The organism is Amnibacterium setariae, from assembly GCF_003581425.1.
In the GTDB taxonomy this organism is placed as follows: domain Bacteria; phylum Actinomycetota; class Actinomycetes; order Actinomycetales; family Microbacteriaceae; genus Amnibacterium; species Amnibacterium setariae.
This window is the reverse complement of sequence record NZ_QXTG01000002.1, coordinates 1,360,190-1,374,694: the sequence shown is the minus strand read 5'-3', so window position 1 is coordinate 1,374,694 and position 14,505 is coordinate 1,360,190. Positions and strand designations below refer to the sequence as shown.

The window sequence follows — 14,505 nt, the reverse complement described above, 5'->3', positions numbered from 1 at the left end:
CCCGCCTCGCTCCTTGCTCCCCATGGATGATCACGACCTGCTCGCCCGCGTCCGAGACCGCGACGAACGCGCCCTCGCTCAGCTCCGCGCCCGCTACCAGCCGCAGCTGCTCGCCCGCATCGACCACGTCACCCTCAACCGCGACCTCACCGAGGAGGTCGCGCAAGATCTCTGGCTCCAGCTCTGGCAACGCCCCGACATGGTCGACCTGACCCGCGGCGGCTTCGGCACCTGGCTGAGGACGGTCGCCCACCGACGCGCCGTCGACTGCGTCCGCAGCGTGCAGGCCGCCCGAACCCGCGACCTCGGATACGGCCTCCGGCAAGCCCACGAAGTCGACTACGGACCCGAACAGCACGCCGCACTCGCCTGGTACCGACCGCACCTGAAGGCCGCGCTGGCGCAACTCAGCGACTACCAGCGCACCGCACTGCTCATGCACCACTTCGACGACCTCAGCCACGTCGAGATCGCCCACCAGCTCGAGATCGCCGCCGGCGCCAGCAGGACCCGCTATCGGGACGGCCTCCGCCGCCTGCGGCAGATCCTGCAGGACACTGCCGGAGCGCCAACGTGACACGTTTGAGCGGACTGCCCCGCCAATCCAACGGAAGCGTTGTTACGCTCGGCACATGGTCCGCGACCCCGCCGAGACGAAGCGCAAGATCCTGCACGCCGCCACCGCCGAATTCACCGAACGCGGCCTCGCCGGAACCCGGATGGAAGCGATCGCCGCTCGAGCCGGCGTCAACAAGGAACGGGTCTACAGCAACTACGGCACGAAGGAGCACCTGTTCGCCGTCGTCCTCGGTGACGAGCTCGAGCGCATCGCCAGCGCCGTCCCGATTGACACGATCGGAGCCGACGGAGTCGGCGAGTTCGCTGCTCGCTGCTTCGACTACCACCTCGATCATCCGGAGCTCGTCCGACTGCTGCACTGGGAAGCGCTGGAGCGCACCGAGGAGATCGCGGACGAAGCGATCCGCACCCAGCACTACCAGCGCAAGGTCGCGGCCTTCCGCCGCGCCCAAGCCGCCGGCATCCTCGATGACGGCATCGACGCGGCGGACATGGTCTTCATGGTCCTTGCGCTGTCGGCCTGGTGGGCCGCAGTGCCTCAAGTGGCCCACATGGTGGGCGGCCCATCGAGCGACTCCAGTGCCCGACAGCGCCGCCGCACCTCGGTCGCGAACGCCGCACGAAAGATGTGCGCCGCACCCTGAAACCCCGCTGAACCAACGTTGACGTTGGGTAGGGAAAGTTCTAGCGTTGTTACCAACGCAAACGTTGGAGTTGTTAGGAGTCGCATGACCACCACGAACCCACCCGTACCGGTGACCGCGCCACATACCGCTGCCCGCGCCTGGACCGCCGTCGTGATGTTGGCCGTCGCGCTGTTCGCCTTCGTCAGCACCGAGCTGATGCCGATCGGTCTCCTGCCGCAGATCGCACACGGCACCGGGGTGAGCGTCGGCACTGCCGGGTTCCTCGTCACCGGCTTCGCCTTCATCGTGGGCGTGCTGGCGAGCCCGATGACCGCACTCACGAGCCGGATGGACCGGCGGCTGCTCGTCGTTGTCCTGCTGGCCGCGTGCGCTGCAGGCAACCTCATCGCCGGCCTCGCGCCCAACTACGTCGTCCTCCTCGCCGGACGGGCGCTCATCGCCCTCGCGATCGGAGTGTTCTGGTCCATCGGGGCCGCGACCGCAGTGCGGATCGTCAGCAGCGAGCATGGCGTGCGGGCGACCTCCCTGGTGCTCAGTGGGCTCTCGCTCGCCTCAGTACTGGGCGTCCCGCTCGGCACTGCGCTGGGAGAACACACGTCCTGGCGGTTCACCTTCGCTGCACTCGGCGCGCTCTCCACTGTCGCGCTTCTCATCGGGCTGCTCGTCATCCCATCCGTCCCCGCCTCGAAGCCGACCACGACAGGACGGCAGCAGCCGGTGTGGAAGCTGCCGGCGCTGCGCGTCGCGGTCGCCGTCACCGGACTGGCGATGATCGGCAACTTCCTCGCCTTCACCTACATCACCCCGTTCCTGACCGACGTCACCGGCGTCCCCGGAGGATCGGTCGGTCTCGTCCTGGTCATCTGGGGCGCCGCGGGACTCGTCGGCAACTTCGCCATCGCGCCGCTGCTGAACCGGTCGCTGCGGCGCACACTCCTGATCACCGTCGCGCTACTCGCCGCCGCACTCGTCGGGCTCTCGGCATTCGGAGCGTCGTTCCCCCTCGTCGCAGTCGCCCTGGTCCTTTGGGGTGCGGCATACGCCGCCCTTCCGGTCGTGCTGCAGACCTGGGTGTTCCGCGTCTCCGTCGCCAGCGGGCAGGCGGACGCCGCGACCTCGATGTACGTCTCGGCCTACAACCTCGCCATCGGTCTCGGCGCACTCGTCGGCGGCCTGGTCATCGCCGGACCCGGAGCGGGAGCGGTCGTGCTCATCGGCGGCATCGTCACCGCCACAGCCCTTCTCGTGCTGCTGCCGACCTCCCGGCACCAGCCGGACACCGACCACTGACCACCGAAAGGGACATCGCCATGGCTCGCGTCTTCATCACCGGCTCCACCGACGGTCTCGGATACAACGCCGCACGGCAGCTCCTCGACGACGGACATGACGTCGTCCTCCACGCCAGGAACGAGACGCGTGCGCAAGAGCTGCGCCGCCACATCCCGGTCAGCACCAAGGTGCTCATCGCCGACCTCGGACACCAGGCAGAAGTCACCGCTCTGGCAGCCGAAGCGAACGCCCTCGATCCCTTCGACGCCGTCATCCACAACGCCGGACTCGGCTACCGGCAGCACGAACGAGGCGCCACACCGGAGGGCCACGCAGCCGTCCTCGCCGTCAACGTCCTCGCGCCGTACCTCCTGACAGCGCTGATGCGACGCCCGAAGCGCCTGATCTACCTCAGCAGCGGCATGCAGCAAGGCGGTGAAGCAGATCTCGACGACATCGACTGGACCGCTCGCTCCTGGGACGGCGTCCAGGCGTACTCCGACAGCAAACTCTTCGACACCACCCTCGCGTTCGCAGTCGCTCGGAGGTGGACGGACATCTACTCCAACTCGGTCGAACCCGGCTGGGTCGCAACGAAGATGGGCGGCCCCGGCGCGCCCGACGACCTCGACGCAGCCCACCGCACCCAGACCTGGCTCGCCACCAGCAACGACGCCACCGCCACCGTCACCGGCCGGCACTTCTATCACCAGCGTGAGCGAGCGGCGCACCCGGCGGCCAGCAGCACCGCGTTCCAAGACCGGCTGCTGCTCCAACTCGACCAACTGACCGGCGTCGCCTTCCCGACGACCGCCGCCTGAGGCCGGCCGGGACCACCAACCAAGCGTCAGCCGCCCGTCGAGCAGGAGAACAGCCCCATGCCCTCAACCACAGACACCCCCGCTCTCGAGGATCGTTTCGCCATCCGCGACCTCTTCGACGCCTACGCGCACTGCGCCGACCGACGAGACGCCGAAGGGCAAGCAGCACTCTTCACCGAGGACACCCGATTCGCGGTCCACATGGCCGGCGCCGACACCGACCCCACATACGTCCTCCACGGCCGAGACGCGCTCATGCCCGTGTTCGAAGACCTCCGGCAGTACGACGTCACCACGCACTTCAACGGGCAGAGCCGCATCAACCTCAACGGCGACACGGCAACCGGCGAGAGCTACACCATCGCCCACCACCTCTGGACCGAGGACGGCGACCGCAGAATCATGGTCGCCTCACTCCGCTACCTCGACGACTTCCGCAAGATCAACGGCCGATGGCTCTTTGCGGCCCGCCGACTCATCCTCGACTGGAGCGAAACCCGCACGCTAGCGCGCTGACCATGCGCACCCTCTCCTCGGCCGGAGCAGTGGGGTTCTCTGTGTCGAAGAGCGCCTCGAATGTTTCGTGAGCAGGGGAGTGGGACGTCTCACGGGCAGGGGGGTGAGACCAGCGGTGGCCACTCGAGGCGACGCGGGCGTAGGCGGCTCCATCTCGTCTCCCACCAGAGCCTCGGTGACGGTCGTGTTGCTCGCGCTCCGGTTGCCGAGGAGTTGAAGGCTCGCCCGGGGGCGGCTCACGCCGCTCCCGGGCGAGTCGCGCTCACGCGGGGGTCTCGGCGGTTGCGTGCAGGGTGGCGCGGGCGAGGATGTGACTGGCCATGGTGAATCCGAGGTAGGCCGGGGTGCCGTCTGCCGGCACGCCGATCTGGTCGGTGTCCAGCGCGTGCACCGTGATGAAGTAACGGTGCGGGCCGTGGCCGGCGGGCGGTGCGCCGCCAATGAAGCGTGCGGCGCGGGCGTCGTTCGGCAAGGCGAACGCCGCGCCCGGCAGGTCGGTGACGCCTTCGGGCAGCTCGGTGACGGAGGCCGGCAGGTCGGCGACCGCCCAGTGCCAGAAGCCCGAGCCGGTCGGAGCGTCGGGGTCGTACATGGTCACGGCGTAGCCGCGGGTCTCGGGCGGTGCGCCGCGCCACGACAGCTGGGGCGACACGTCGCCGCCGCCGGGCACCCCAAAGATGCCGGACAGCTGCGCGAGCGGCAGGGCGTCGCCGTCCCGCAGCGTGCTGCTGGTGACGGTGAAGCCGGGAACTTCGGGCAGTCGGGCGAATGGGTCGTTCTCGGTCATGCGTGCTCCTTCAAGGGGATCAAATGAGATCGATGATGGCACGATAATCGATTCTGGGCGATACTGGTGCCGTGGTCGATGTCGTGATGCTCGAGGCGGAGCACCGGAGCCCTTCCGAGCGGGTGTACGCGCTGCTGCGCGCGGAGATCATGCGCGGCGACGTCGCGCCACGGTCTGCGCTGAGGCCGCAGGCGCTGGCCGACCGGTGCGGGGTGAGCCTGGCTGTGGTGCGCGAGTCGCTGCTCCGGCTCGTGGGCGAGGGCTTGGCGGAACGGCTGCCGAATCGCGGGTTCCAGGTGCCCGCGGTCGACGACGAGCGGTGGCAGCAGCTGGCGGCGGCGCGGAAGCTGCTCGAGCCGCCGATGCTGCGTCTCGCCATCGAGCACGGCGACCTGGAGTGGGAGGCCGCGGTCCGCGCCGCGCTGCATCGGCTCGAGGGAACGCCGCTGACCGACTCCGACGGGTCGCCGCACTTCTCCGATGCCTGGTCCGAGGCGCACCGCCGCTTCCACCGCGCGCTGCTCGCGGCCTGCGGCAACCCGGTGCTGCTGGAGATGTCCGACCGGTTGTGGACCGCGACCGAGCTCGCGCGGCGTTGGTCGGTGCACCGCACGCCGGACCGCCGCTTCGTGGATGAGCATCGTGCGCTCGAGCGGGCCGCGCTGCAGCGCGACGCCGACGCCGGTCAACGGCTGCTCGCGGAGCACCTCGGCCACACCGCCGCCGGGCTCGACCGGCCGGCACCCGCGAACGACTGAGGAGAGGCGCCTGATGCGCATCGCGAATCTGCACGAACGCCTCGTGCTGCTGCACGGCGGCCGCGCCCACGACGTCGCCGAGGTCAGTGGCGGGCGGTTCGGACCCGCCGTCCAGGACGTGTACGAGCGGTGGGACGAGTTCCGCGCCTGGGCGAGCGGGACCTCGCTGCACGGCGGCGCGGAGATTGACCCCGCGGCGCTCGGGGCGCCTACGCCGGCGCCCCGTCAGCTGTTCGGCATCGGCCTGAACTACCGGGACCACGCCGCCGAAGCCGGCTTCGAGACGCCCGCCGGCCTGCCGCCGGTGTTCACGAAGTTCGCCACCGCGATCACCGGACCGAACACGCGCGTCGCGCTGCCGCACGGCGACGCGACCGGACGGGTCGAGGTGGACTGGGAGGTCGAGCTCGCCGTCGTGATCGGCCGTGTCGCCCGGCGCGTACCGCCGCAGGACGCGTGGGCGCACGTTGCAGGGTTGACCGTGGCGCAGGACCTGTCGGAGCGGGTGCTGCAGATGGCGGGCCCGGCGCCGCAGTTCAGCCTCGGCAAGTCACACCCTGGCTTCCTGCCGCTCGGCCCGTGGCTCGTCACAACCGACGAGCTCCCCGACCCGGACGCCCTGCGGCTGTCCTGCGCGGTGAACGGGCAGGTCGTGCAGGACGGCACCACCGCCGACCTCATCGTCGACGTGCCGCACCTGATCGCCGGGCTGTCTGCGGTGCTGCCCCTGCTTCCCGGCGATCTGATCTTGACCGGCACACCCGCGGGCGTCGGCATGGGCCGCACGCCGCGACGGTTCCTCGCCGAAGGCGACCGACTCGTCAGCCGCATCGAGCACCTCGGCCAGATGGTTCAGACGTTCGAGTGACGAGGACGCCCGCTGCCCTGTTCCGAGGAGATCGAGGACCCGACATGCCGACTGAGGACCCCCGCCCGCGGGCGCTGATCGTGCACGCGCACCCGGAGCCCGACTCGTTCTGCACCGCCCAGATGCACGCGGCCGCGGCCGCGCTCCGCGACAGCGGCCACCGGGTGGACGTCGTCGACCTGTACGCGCTCGGCTTCGACCCCGTGCTCGACATCACGGAGTTCCCCGCCGCGCGCCGCCCGCTCAAGCCGCAGGCCGAGCAGGCATCGGCCTGGGCGGCCGGCACGCTCGCGCCCGACGTCGCCCCCCAGCTGGACCTGTTGCTCGCCGCCGACCTGCTCGTGCTCTCCTTCCCGGTCTGGTGGTTCGCGCTGCCCGCGGTGCTGAAGGGCTGGGTCGACCGAGTGTTCGTCAGCGGCGGCGTCTTCGGCGGGGAGCTCGGCCTCTTCCAGGACGCGGCGATGCACGGCCGGCGCGCGATCGTGCTCGCGACGACCGGCGGCTCCGAGACCTCCTTCACCGAAGGTGGGAGGTTCGGCGACCTCGACCGCTTCCTCTACCCGATCCACCGTGGGATCTTCGAGTTCGTCGGCTTCGAGGTCCTCGAGCCGGTCGTCACCTTCGGCCCGGCGCGCGACGACGCGAACGGCCGAGCCAACGCCCTCGCGGACGTGCACAGCGCTTTCCGTGCCATCCTCGACCGGCCCACTGCTCCCGCCGGCGCCGCGCGCCCGCGCTGATCCGTGCGCCCGCGCCGAACATCCTCTTGGGTCTACCGGAGCCGCCCCTGGAAGCAATGTGTCCCACAAGCAGGGCGCTGAGACCTGCGTTGATGCTGCCGAGGGCGCGTCGCGCGCCTACGACTTGGGCGGAACCTCGCCGTAGTCGCGATCCTCGTCGGCGACGTGCGCCGGCATCTCGCGCGCAGCCGTCTCGAGCAACCAGTGGACCGCCGCTAGGGGTACCCGTGAGGGGCCGGACGTTCTCAAGAACAAAGCGCCCTGCTGTAGGTCGTCGCGATACACCTCGAGCACGACTTCGTCGTCGCTCAGCAGTTCCAAGGCGAACCCGTCCTCAGTGCCCACCGTGCTTGCCCAGCGACTACTGAACCCTTCCGGCAGCTCTGTTCCGTCCTGAGGGAAGTCGGTCATGTCGCCAGCCTGCACCAGTTGCAAGGGGGCAACGAGCAGGGCAGGGCGTCGCGCGACCAGGCAAGCGGAACATCGCACATGCGGGATCTGACACGCCTAAGCGGCGTCGCTCTCAGTCGACTGCTCGCGACGGAGGATGAGCCGTGACACTCCGGAAGGTCGACTCTGATGCCAGAGCGAGCCCGAGCGCTCGACTGGTGCTCGAGGACCTGGATAGGGCCCTTGGGTTCTACTACGCCGGAGCACTTGGGGGCTCGGGTGCCACTCCGACCGACCTCTTTGCGGTCAGTTGGTTCGGGCGCTGCGTTCCCGTGATTTGCGGGAAGTCCGAACCTTCGGCTGGCTCCACGTGGTTGCGTCGCTCGATCCAATTCGGAGCATCCGGACGGATCCGCGACAGACTCGACGGGCTGCAGCTGTGGCAGCCTCCCGGCTGGCAGCAGCACGAGGTCTCGTTACTCGCAGTGCACTGCGTGCTCGCTTATGGATCGCACGGCGATGGTCTCGAGGTCGAGAATCGCGATCGATACCGGGTGGAGTGGAACGACCGTGTCTATTCGCTAGCGGACTTCGACGGCTGAACTCGTCTCACGAGCGGGGAGTGGAAAGTCTCAACGGCAGAGAAGCGAGATGTCTCGCGGGCAGGCAGTTGCGACGGGTGTCGCCTGATGGTTAGTAGGTTTGCGCGATGGACGTCCATTTGGTTGACAAGCGAGATGCGACGCAGGAGGCGCGTGCGTCTGGCTTCCGCGTCACGGTGCTCGAGCCGGGTCGAGTGACGTCCTACAACATCGATAGGGCCACAGTCGCGGAGGCGCAACTGTGGGCAATACAGCACCGCGGCAGCAGGGGCTACGCACTAGCGGCGCGCATAGACGGACCGCAGGGTGTGGACCTTGTGTGGCTGACAGCGCCACCCGAGGCGCTCGCCTAGCCCTGTCTTGCCAGCAGGGCTGTGAGACGTGTCGGGCTTGGGGGCGCTTGGCACAGTGAAGTTATTGGAGGTTGCGCCTGCTCGGTGGTGACGTGCGACTGGAGTCGGGTTTCTTCGACGCCGTCGCCGGTCGCTCGATCCCGCAGGCGGAGGGGTCGTCACGGTCGCGGATGGCGTTGATGGGGCGGGTGCCGTTCGTAGAGCAATGGGACCGCTAATCCGTATGCGGTGTGAACTGAACACCTCGAGTTTCGAGAGAGCTAGCGTCATGGTGTGACGTTGAATCATGTGAGACGAGGGAGCGGCAGTCCGCTGTTGCTCGTCCACGGTCTGGGTGCTGGGTGGCGATCTTGGTCCCCGATACTCGACGGACTGGCCGAGAGCCGTGAGGTGATCGCTGTCGACCTGCCGGGGTTCGGCGAGACGCCACCGTTGACCGGCGAGGTCTCGATCGCCACCTTGACCGATTCGGTCGCGGACTTCATCCGCGAGCAGGGTCTTGGCGGTGTCTCGACCGTCGGTCAGTCCATGGGCGGTCGAATCGTGCTCGAGCTTGCACGGCGGGGTGTCGGCGGTGACACGGTGGCGTTGGATCCGGGCGGCTTCTGGAGCGACCGTGAGGTCGCCGTCTTCGGCGCCACGCTGCGGCCATCGATCGCTGCGGTTCGAGCATTGCGACCCGTGTTGCCAGCGCTGCTCAGCAACCCTGCCGGGAGGACCGTGCTGCTTGCGCAGTTGTCGGCACGGCCGTGGGCGCTCTTGCGCGAGACCGTGCTGCCGGACGTGCGCGGGCTGGCCGACTCGCCGGCGACCGGTGCTGCCATGGACGCCCTGACGAAGGGGCCCAAGCAGCAGGGCGCCCCGGCTGGTTCGGTGCCCGGCCGGGTCACGATCGGTTGGGGTCGTCGTGATCTGGTGACCGTGCCGAGACAGGCCGCGCGTGCCATCGAGCTCTTCCCCGACGCGGTGCTGCACTGGTTCGATCGGTGTGGTCATTTCCCGCAGTGGGATGCACCGCACGAAGCGACCAGGCTGATTCTCGACAGCACCGCTTGAGCGCGGCTCGCCCGTTGCGAGCGTGAGCGCCGAACCGGCCCTGCCTTCGCTATCGAGGCGAGGAAGACGTCTCATGAGCAGGGAAGTGGGACGTCTCGGGAGCGGGTTGCTGGGACTCGCTCAGGAGCTGCTGCATCGTTCGTGTTGGCAGCGTGAACCGAGGTAGGACAGCAGGGTGGCTGTTGTGGTCGGTGTCTGCATCCTGATCGTGGGCGTCGTCCTGACGATTGCAGCTTGGCGTTGGGAGCGCCGCTACTCCGCGTCGCACCCAGAGCGGAGCCGGCCGAACGCCGCGATCTCGGGAAGGTCCATTCCGCTGATCCTGTCCCTCCTGGTTTGCGGGTCGGGAGTCCGTGTGGCGCTGGCGGAGGTGGGGCTGCTTCTGTGGCAACGCCTCGTGATTGGAGCCGGCTTCGTCTTGGTCGCGGTAGCGGTCGCAGCGGTGTTCCTGCGGTGGATGCGGGGCCGGGAGAAGACCGCTGCAACGCGGCGCGTGGCATCGCGAGTACTCGTCGCCTTCGTCGTGCTTGGGGTCCTCGGTTGGGGTTTCGTGTGAGGGCGAGGCGACCCGACTGTTGCGGCCACGTCCCACGGGCAGGCAATTGAGACGAGCAGGCAGCGGGGACATGGCCAGCGGGTGTCGGCCTCCGCCAGTCCGGGTGTCCCGACTGTCTCTGAAGCACGTCCCTCCGTAAGGTGCGCGCGTGCACGGCGCAGCCTTTGTCCTTGTCGTAATGGCCTACGTGGCACCGGTGATCCTGGTCGTCGGTGGACTGGTCGCGCTCTACTGGGTCATACGGCGCGGGGTGGCCGCCGGGATCCGCGATGCTCGCCCGGAGCCGTCGACGGGCGGGGCTGGAACCGCGAGTACCCCATCGCAGGCTCGTCGGCAGTGAGCCGGGAGTCTCGCCTGTAGGGGAGTGAGACGTGTTGCCACCAGGTGCTGAAACGCTTCCCGTTGATGCTTTGAGACTTGCTGCCTCCGCAGTGCTGGCCAGCCACGACGGGAACCTTCTGCTGATTCATGAATGGTTCACCGGGTTCGCTGGGCGGGGGACTGTCGCAATGCCGATTCGGGTGCCAGAGTGCGCAGATGAGTTTGAGTGCTCTCTGGTCGCTTGTGACCTTGCTCATTGTGATCGCGGCATGCGTGGTCGGCATTGTTGTGGCAGTACGAGTTGTCATCCGTGCCGTCCGCGCGCGTCACGCTGCGCCAAATGGGCTGGAGCGAGCCGGCTCGCCGAACGGTACTGACGATCCCACGGTCGCCTTCGACCGCGCGGCGGGGAAGACCGCCTGGACGCGTATCAGCGGCGGTCTTTGACCGGTTGACGGGGACGTCGCTCGCTTGGATGGTCCGGTACGGCGTGAGTGACGCGACGTCTCGCGGCCAGGTAGATGAGATGTCTCACGAGCACGGGGTCGAGACGTCTCACGAGCGCGCTTCAGTAGCTGCGGCATTTGTTCGAGGGGCCGACTTGGCCGATGCCCGTGGCAACTCACGGGTAGAGATTCGGCGCGCATGGAGCACCGTTCCCAGCGCTCGACCGTAAGACGCAGTGCGCCGTTCAGCGCGCGCCACTCGCGGTGCCTCTCGCTCGTCTTAGCCTCTGCTTGTGACTTACCGCTTCGACCTGGTCGCTGTGCAGGGGCATCTTGAGCTCGCCGAGAACGCGTGGGAGAAGATCCGGTTCTGGCTCAGCGAGTATCAGCCCGCAGCGGAGGTCATCCTCGTGGGCGCCCCACCCTCCCGGATCCGAGTGCTTGCTCTCGGTGCGCCGGCCGAAGTGGCCCCTAATCTGCTTTCCCAGGTCGAAGCGCTTGCCGGGACAGGACTTCGAGTAGAGATGCTCGACTGAGTGGGAATCGAGCGCCGTGGCGCAAGGCGACCTCCTTCGCAACCAGCGGACTGCTAGGCGGTGGCGTTGTTAGCGGGACTGACCCGTAAATCGATTCGGGGCTTGCGGAGCTGCTACTGGTCCCAGGCGCAGCGCGCCGGGCGTTGCACGAGACGGCAGGCGAAGCGTCTCGCGAGCAGGGATGTGAGAGGTGCCGTCGGGTTGACGGCCAAAGGTCCTCGACGGCTCTGGTTCAGCAGGGTCAGCCAGCGGCGTCTCGGCGGCGGTGGCGGAGCACTAGTAGGCCGGCGAGGAGCCCGAGCCAGCCGGTCGTGAACAAGGCGACGCCGATGAAGTCGCTCGAATTGAGAGACCGAGGGAAGAAGCCGAACGCGAAGATGACTCCCCACAGTTCCCACCCGAGCGCGAGCGTTGCGAGGGCGAAGACGAGGACCGCCAGCTTCCCGGGCAGGTCGCTCAACACGAGTTCGTCGGTCACCTGCTGGTCCTCTGCTGCCATCACCTCAATGTAGAGATGTATTCGGGTGACGCAAGAGTCGAGGTGTCTCTCCGGCAGGGGACTGGGACGTCTCGCGTCCAGGGAAGTGAGATGTCCCGGGACGAGCGCCCTCTTTGACGACTCTTGATGGTTCGAGGTGGATTCTTGTCTGGTAGGTCCTTTCGAGACAGTTCGCCCATAGGTACCGGCTCGGCCCGTTCGGGCCGGGCCGGTGCCCGGTCCGCTCGGAAGGGTCAAGCTTGGCCGCGTGGTCAGGGGTGGGTGGGTCCGGGGAGGAACCCGTCTTCCACGGCGCGTTTGTAGAGGTCGACCTTGGTGGAGGCTAGGCGACCGACTCGGGCGTACTTGGCGCGGATGCGTCGGACGTAGTCCTCGGCTTATCACCTCGAAGCCGATGCCGCTCGCGATCACCCCGCTAAGCACCAGAGCTCCGCTTGGAAGTCCGAGCGCCTAGCCACGGATCCACGGCCAAAAGAACCCGGTGAACACTTTCTCGCTTGATTGGCGGGTCTGGTCCGGGTGCTCACCTACCCAGTCAGCCACCGGGTGCAGCAGCAGCTCGATCAAGCGCGCCTTAGCGTTCGAGACACCGCTACCGCAGTTTCTGTCACTTGAAGCTGAAGGACTGGGTCTGCCGCCACGTGGTGCTGTTCACCTGGGCGCTCCACCAAGCGGGGCCATCAGCGCCCTTGGGGTAGCTCGTCGCTATCGCGAAGTCCCGTGCTCCTGCCGCGGTCACCGTGACCGGGATGGCAATGGTCACGCCGCAGGGGATATCGGTCTCGGCCTGTGTCTTGCCGGCGCTGCGGATCTGGAGGTGGAGTAGGTCGATGTTGTTGCAGACGGCGTACACCGTCCACTTCCCGGGCTGCATCATCCCGAGGTGCACGGTCCCTGGCTCGACGCCGCCGCCGCCGCTGACTCCGTCCGGGTCGCGGAACACGGTCTAGATTTGGTCGTACCAAGCGTCGTAGCGGGCGTCGGTCGTCGTTGAGTCTGCGCAGCCGCTCAGACCTGCCACCGCAACGAAGGCCACCGCGACCAACAACCCTGGACGAAGAACACGACCGTGAGGCATCCGCACGCGAGACACTGGCACAGCATCGCCCAAATGGACGCGATGTGGTCGCAGCATCAAGCGCGTCTCGCGAGCAGGTATCTGAGACATCGGTAGCTCGCTCGCGACCTGTCTGGGTGCGTGCTGCGTCAGGCGGCGAAACGGATCTCGAGCAGCGGGCTGGCCGCAAGCCAGTCCTCCACGTGCTGGGCGCGGCCGACCCGAGCGGGATCGTGAGGTTGATTGAAGTCGTCCACGATGTGCTGGAAGATCCGCCGGCGCTCCGTTGGATCCGGCACGGGAACGGCGATGGCGGGCAGGTCGGCGCGGATCCCGTGCTTGAGGTGGAACACGAAACGAGGGTGCGCGAGGAGGTTCGCGTACCACGACCGCCGCGCCGGGGTGCTGCTGAGGTACCAGCGGCCCTCGATCTTGTGGAACCAGATCTCGATCCGGCGAGGGCGTCCGGTTCTCGCGCCGGTCGTGGTGATGTCCACGGTCCGCTGCCACGCAGTCGAATGCCGGTCGATGTCGAGCGCGCGCAGCACCTCGGGCGGCAGGAGGGGGTGGTCGTGCTCGTCGTCTCGGATCATCGGTGCTCGTCCGTGCCGGCGGACCTGAGGTCGTTGAGGTCGAGGACGAAGCGGTAGCGGACGTCGTTGCTCGCCAGGCGGTCCAACGCTGTGGCGATGCTGGAGGAGGGCAGCACTTCGACGTCTGCGATGAGGCCGTGGCGCGCGCAGAAGTCGAGCATCTCCTGGGTGTGCTGGCGGCCTCCGCTGCCGGCGGAGGCGAGGCGCTTCCTGCCGACGAGCAGGTCCGTGGTCTGCACGGTCACCGGGCCCAGGTACCCGATGGAGAAGAGCGTCCCGTCGAGATCCAGCGCGTGGAGGTAGGGCGCCAGATCGTGCTCGACCGCGACGGTGTCGAGGATGACGTCGAGGTTCCCGCGTTGCCCTTGCATCGCGGTGGCATCCGTGGACACGACGACGGCGGAGGCACCCAGTGCGCGTGCGTCGTCGCTCTTCGCGGACGAGGTGGTGAAGACCGTGACTGTGGCGCCGAGAGCGGCGCCGAACCGGACTGCGAGGTGACCGAGGCCGCCGAGCCCGACCACGCCGAGCCGGGTGCCAGGCCCGACGCCGGCTGCGCGCAGCGGCTCCCAGACCGTGATGCCGGCGCACATCAGCGGCGCGACGCCTGCCGGGTCGAGGGACGCCGGGAGGTGGTACGCGAAGCGGTCGCGCACGATGTAGCGGTTCGCGTACGCGCCCTGCGTGATGGTGCCGTCATGCCGGTCCCGGCCGCCGTAGGTGAGGGTCGGGAACTGCTCGCAGAAGTTCTCCTGCCCCGCGAGGCACATCCGGCACTCTCCGCACGAGTCGACGATGTTGCCCACGGCCACTGAGTCGCCCGGGCGGAACTCGATCACCGCTTCGCCGACGGCGACGACCTCGCCGACGAACTCGTGCCCGGGCACGAGCGGGAATGTCCCGCCCTGCTCGGGCGGAGTGTGCAGAGCGTGCAGATCGGAGTGGCAGACGCCGCAGTACCTCACGACGACGTCGAGGTCGTCGGGGCGCAGATCCCGCCGGTGGATCGTGGTCGGCACGAGGGGTCCGTCGACCTGCTGCGAGAGGAGCGCTGTGGTGTCCATGCCGCCAACACTACCTACCGGTCGGTAGCAACGTAGGCTGGGCG

The 14,505-nt window shown here is 68.2% G+C and carries 17 protein-coding genes and 1 pseudogene; 11 read left to right on the top strand and 7 right to left on the bottom strand.

From position 1 onward, the window contains the following. Window positions 1-22: 22 nt before the first annotated feature. The 5 genes from D1781_RS14750 to D1781_RS14730 all read left to right on the top strand — a co-directional run bounded on the left by D1781_RS14750 (window position 23) and on the right by D1781_RS14730 (window position 3,835). Window positions 23-577, top strand: coding sequence for an RNA polymerase sigma factor (locus D1781_RS14750; RefSeq protein ID WP_119482970.1), 555 nt, complete (start codon window positions 23-25; stop codon window positions 575-577). Between the two features lie 55 nt (window positions 578-632). Further along, entirely contained in the window at window positions 633-1,223 is a 591-nt protein-coding gene (locus tag D1781_RS14745) for a TetR/AcrR family transcriptional regulator (RefSeq protein ID WP_119482969.1), read from the top strand. Window positions 1,224-1,307: 84 nt separating this feature from the next. Further along, window positions 1,308-2,516, top strand: coding sequence for an MFS transporter (locus D1781_RS14740; protein WP_119482968.1), 1,209 nt, complete (start codon window positions 1,308-1,310; stop codon window positions 2,514-2,516). 20 nt (window positions 2,517-2,536) lie between these two features. Further along, window positions 2,537-3,319, top strand: a complete 783-nt coding sequence (locus D1781_RS14735; protein ID WP_119482967.1) for an SDR family NAD(P)-dependent oxidoreductase — start codon at window positions 2,537-2,539, stop codon at window positions 3,317-3,319. Window positions 3,320-3,376: 57 nt separating this feature from the next. Further along, on the top strand, window positions 3,377-3,835 hold the full coding sequence (locus tag D1781_RS14730) for a nuclear transport factor 2 family protein (protein ID WP_119482966.1): 459 nt from the start codon (window positions 3,377-3,379) through the stop codon (window positions 3,833-3,835). Between the two features lie 262 nt (window positions 3,836-4,097). Here the strand turns inward: D1781_RS14730 and D1781_RS14725 are convergent, their stop codons facing one another. Further along, entirely contained in the window at window positions 4,098-4,622 is a 525-nt protein-coding gene (locus tag D1781_RS14725; RefSeq protein WP_119482965.1) for a YbhB/YbcL family Raf kinase inhibitor-like protein, read from the bottom strand. A gap of 71 nt (window positions 4,623-4,693) precedes the next feature. Here D1781_RS14725 and D1781_RS14720 point away from each other — a divergent pair, with 71 nt between their 5' ends. The 3 genes from D1781_RS14720 to D1781_RS14710 are packed head-to-tail and all read left to right on the top strand — an operon-like array spanning window position 4,694 to window position 6,988. After that, window positions 4,694-5,380 carry a GntR family transcriptional regulator gene (locus D1781_RS14720; protein WP_233551370.1) on the top strand — a complete coding sequence of 229 codons (687 nt, stop codon included), beginning with the start codon at window positions 4,694-4,696 and terminating at the stop codon, window positions 5,378-5,380. 13 nt (window positions 5,381-5,393) lie between these two features. After that, window positions 5,394-6,248: a fumarylacetoacetate hydrolase family protein gene (locus D1781_RS14715; protein ID WP_119482964.1), complete on the top strand. Its 855-nt coding sequence runs from the start codon at window positions 5,394-5,396 to the stop codon at window positions 6,246-6,248. A gap of 44 nt (window positions 6,249-6,292) precedes the next feature. Next, the gene (locus D1781_RS14710; protein ID WP_119482963.1) at window positions 6,293-6,988 is read left to right on the top strand and encodes an NAD(P)H-dependent oxidoreductase; all 696 of its coding nucleotides are present in this window, start codon (window positions 6,293-6,295) and stop codon (window positions 6,986-6,988) included. 117 nt (window positions 6,989-7,105) lie between these two features. Here D1781_RS14710 and D1781_RS14705 read toward each other — a convergent pair whose 3' ends face one another. Next, entirely contained in the window at window positions 7,106-7,399 is a 294-nt protein-coding gene (locus tag D1781_RS14705) for a hypothetical protein (protein WP_119482962.1), read from the bottom strand. Between the two features lie 1,207 nt (window positions 7,400-8,606). Between D1781_RS14705 and D1781_RS14690 the strand changes: the two genes are divergently transcribed. The 3 genes from D1781_RS14690 to D1781_RS14680 all read left to right on the top strand — a co-directional run bounded on the left by D1781_RS14690 (window position 8,607) and on the right by D1781_RS14680 (window position 11,248). After that, window positions 8,607-9,389: an alpha/beta fold hydrolase gene (locus D1781_RS14690; protein ID WP_119482959.1), complete on the top strand. Its 783-nt coding sequence runs from the start codon at window positions 8,607-8,609 to the stop codon at window positions 9,387-9,389. Window positions 9,390-9,564: 175 nt separating this feature from the next. Continuing rightward, window positions 9,565-9,945: a hypothetical protein gene (locus D1781_RS14685; protein ID WP_119482958.1), complete on the top strand. Its 381-nt coding sequence runs from the start codon at window positions 9,565-9,567 to the stop codon at window positions 9,943-9,945. Window positions 9,946-11,005: 1,060 nt separating this feature from the next. Continuing rightward, entirely contained in the window at window positions 11,006-11,248 is a 243-nt protein-coding gene (locus D1781_RS14680) for a hypothetical protein (RefSeq protein ID WP_119482957.1), read from the top strand. A 241-nt stretch (window positions 11,249-11,489) separates the two neighbouring features. Here the strand turns inward: D1781_RS14680 and D1781_RS14675 are convergent, their stop codons facing one another. The 5 genes and pseudogenes from D1781_RS14675 to D1781_RS14655 all read right to left on the bottom strand — a co-directional run bounded on the left by D1781_RS14675 (window position 11,490) and on the right by D1781_RS14655 (window position 14,461). Further along, on the bottom strand, window positions 11,490-11,747 hold the full coding sequence (locus D1781_RS14675) for a hypothetical protein (protein WP_147392112.1): 258 nt from the start codon (window positions 11,745-11,747) through the stop codon (window positions 11,490-11,492). Between the two features lie 251 nt (window positions 11,748-11,998). Next, window positions 11,999-12,124, bottom strand: a pseudogene (locus D1781_RS17990) (DNA-binding response regulator); the annotation flags it as partial. 230 nt (window positions 12,125-12,354) lie between these two features. Then, window positions 12,355-12,690, bottom strand: coding sequence for a hypothetical protein (locus D1781_RS14665; protein ID WP_119482955.1), 336 nt, complete (start codon window positions 12,688-12,690; stop codon window positions 12,355-12,357). A gap of 263 nt (window positions 12,691-12,953) precedes the next feature. After that, window positions 12,954-13,397: a nitroreductase/quinone reductase family protein gene (locus D1781_RS14660; RefSeq protein ID WP_119482954.1), complete on the bottom strand. Its 444-nt coding sequence runs from the start codon at window positions 13,395-13,397 to the stop codon at window positions 12,954-12,956. After that, complete coding sequence (locus D1781_RS14655; protein ID WP_119482953.1) at window positions 13,394-14,461, bottom strand: NAD(P)-dependent alcohol dehydrogenase; 1,068 nt, start codon at window positions 14,459-14,461, stop codon at window positions 13,394-13,396. Before D1781_RS14655 ends, D1781_RS14660 begins: the two co-directional genes overlap by 4 nt. Window positions 14,462-14,505 lie beyond the last annotated feature (44 nt).

Bases quoted from the DNA above. Each gene is read 5' to 3' on its own strand.
- D1781_RS14740 (WP_119482968.1), top strand. From the start codon at position 1,308: ATGACCACCACGAACCCACCCGTACCGGTGACCGCGCCACATACCGCT.
- D1781_RS14730 (WP_119482966.1), top strand. From the start codon at position 3,377: ATGCCCTCAACCACAGACACCCCCGCTCTCGAGGATCGTTTCGCCATC.
- D1781_RS14675 (WP_147392112.1), bottom strand. From the start codon at position 11,747: ATGGCAGCAGAGGACCAGCAGGTGACCGACGAACTCGTGTTGAGCGAC.
- D1781_RS14710 (WP_119482963.1), top strand. From the start codon at position 6,293: ATGCCGACTGAGGACCCCCGCCCGCGGGCGCTGATCGTGCACGCGCAC.
- D1781_RS14735 (WP_119482967.1), top strand. From the start codon at position 2,537: ATGGCTCGCGTCTTCATCACCGGCTCCACCGACGGTCTCGGATACAAC.
- D1781_RS14725 (WP_119482965.1), bottom strand. From the start codon at position 4,622: ATGACCGAGAACGACCCATTCGCCCGACTGCCCGAAGTTCCCGGCTTC.
- D1781_RS14705 (WP_119482962.1), bottom strand. From the start codon at position 7,399: ATGACCGACTTCCCTCAGGACGGAACAGAGCTGCCGGAAGGGTTCAGT.
- D1781_RS14660 (WP_119482954.1), bottom strand. From the start codon at position 13,397: ATGATCCGAGACGACGAGCACGACCACCCCCTCCTGCCGCCCGAGGTG.
- D1781_RS14750 (WP_119482970.1), top strand. From the start codon at position 23: ATGGATGATCACGACCTGCTCGCCCGCGTCCGAGACCGCGACGAACGC.
- D1781_RS14745 (WP_119482969.1), top strand. From the start codon at position 633: ATGGTCCGCGACCCCGCCGAGACGAAGCGCAAGATCCTGCACGCCGCC.
- D1781_RS14715 (WP_119482964.1), top strand. From the start codon at position 5,394: ATGCGCATCGCGAATCTGCACGAACGCCTCGTGCTGCTGCACGGCGGC.
- D1781_RS14655 (WP_119482953.1), bottom strand. From the start codon at position 14,461: ATGGACACCACAGCGCTCCTCTCGCAGCAGGTCGACGGACCCCTCGTG.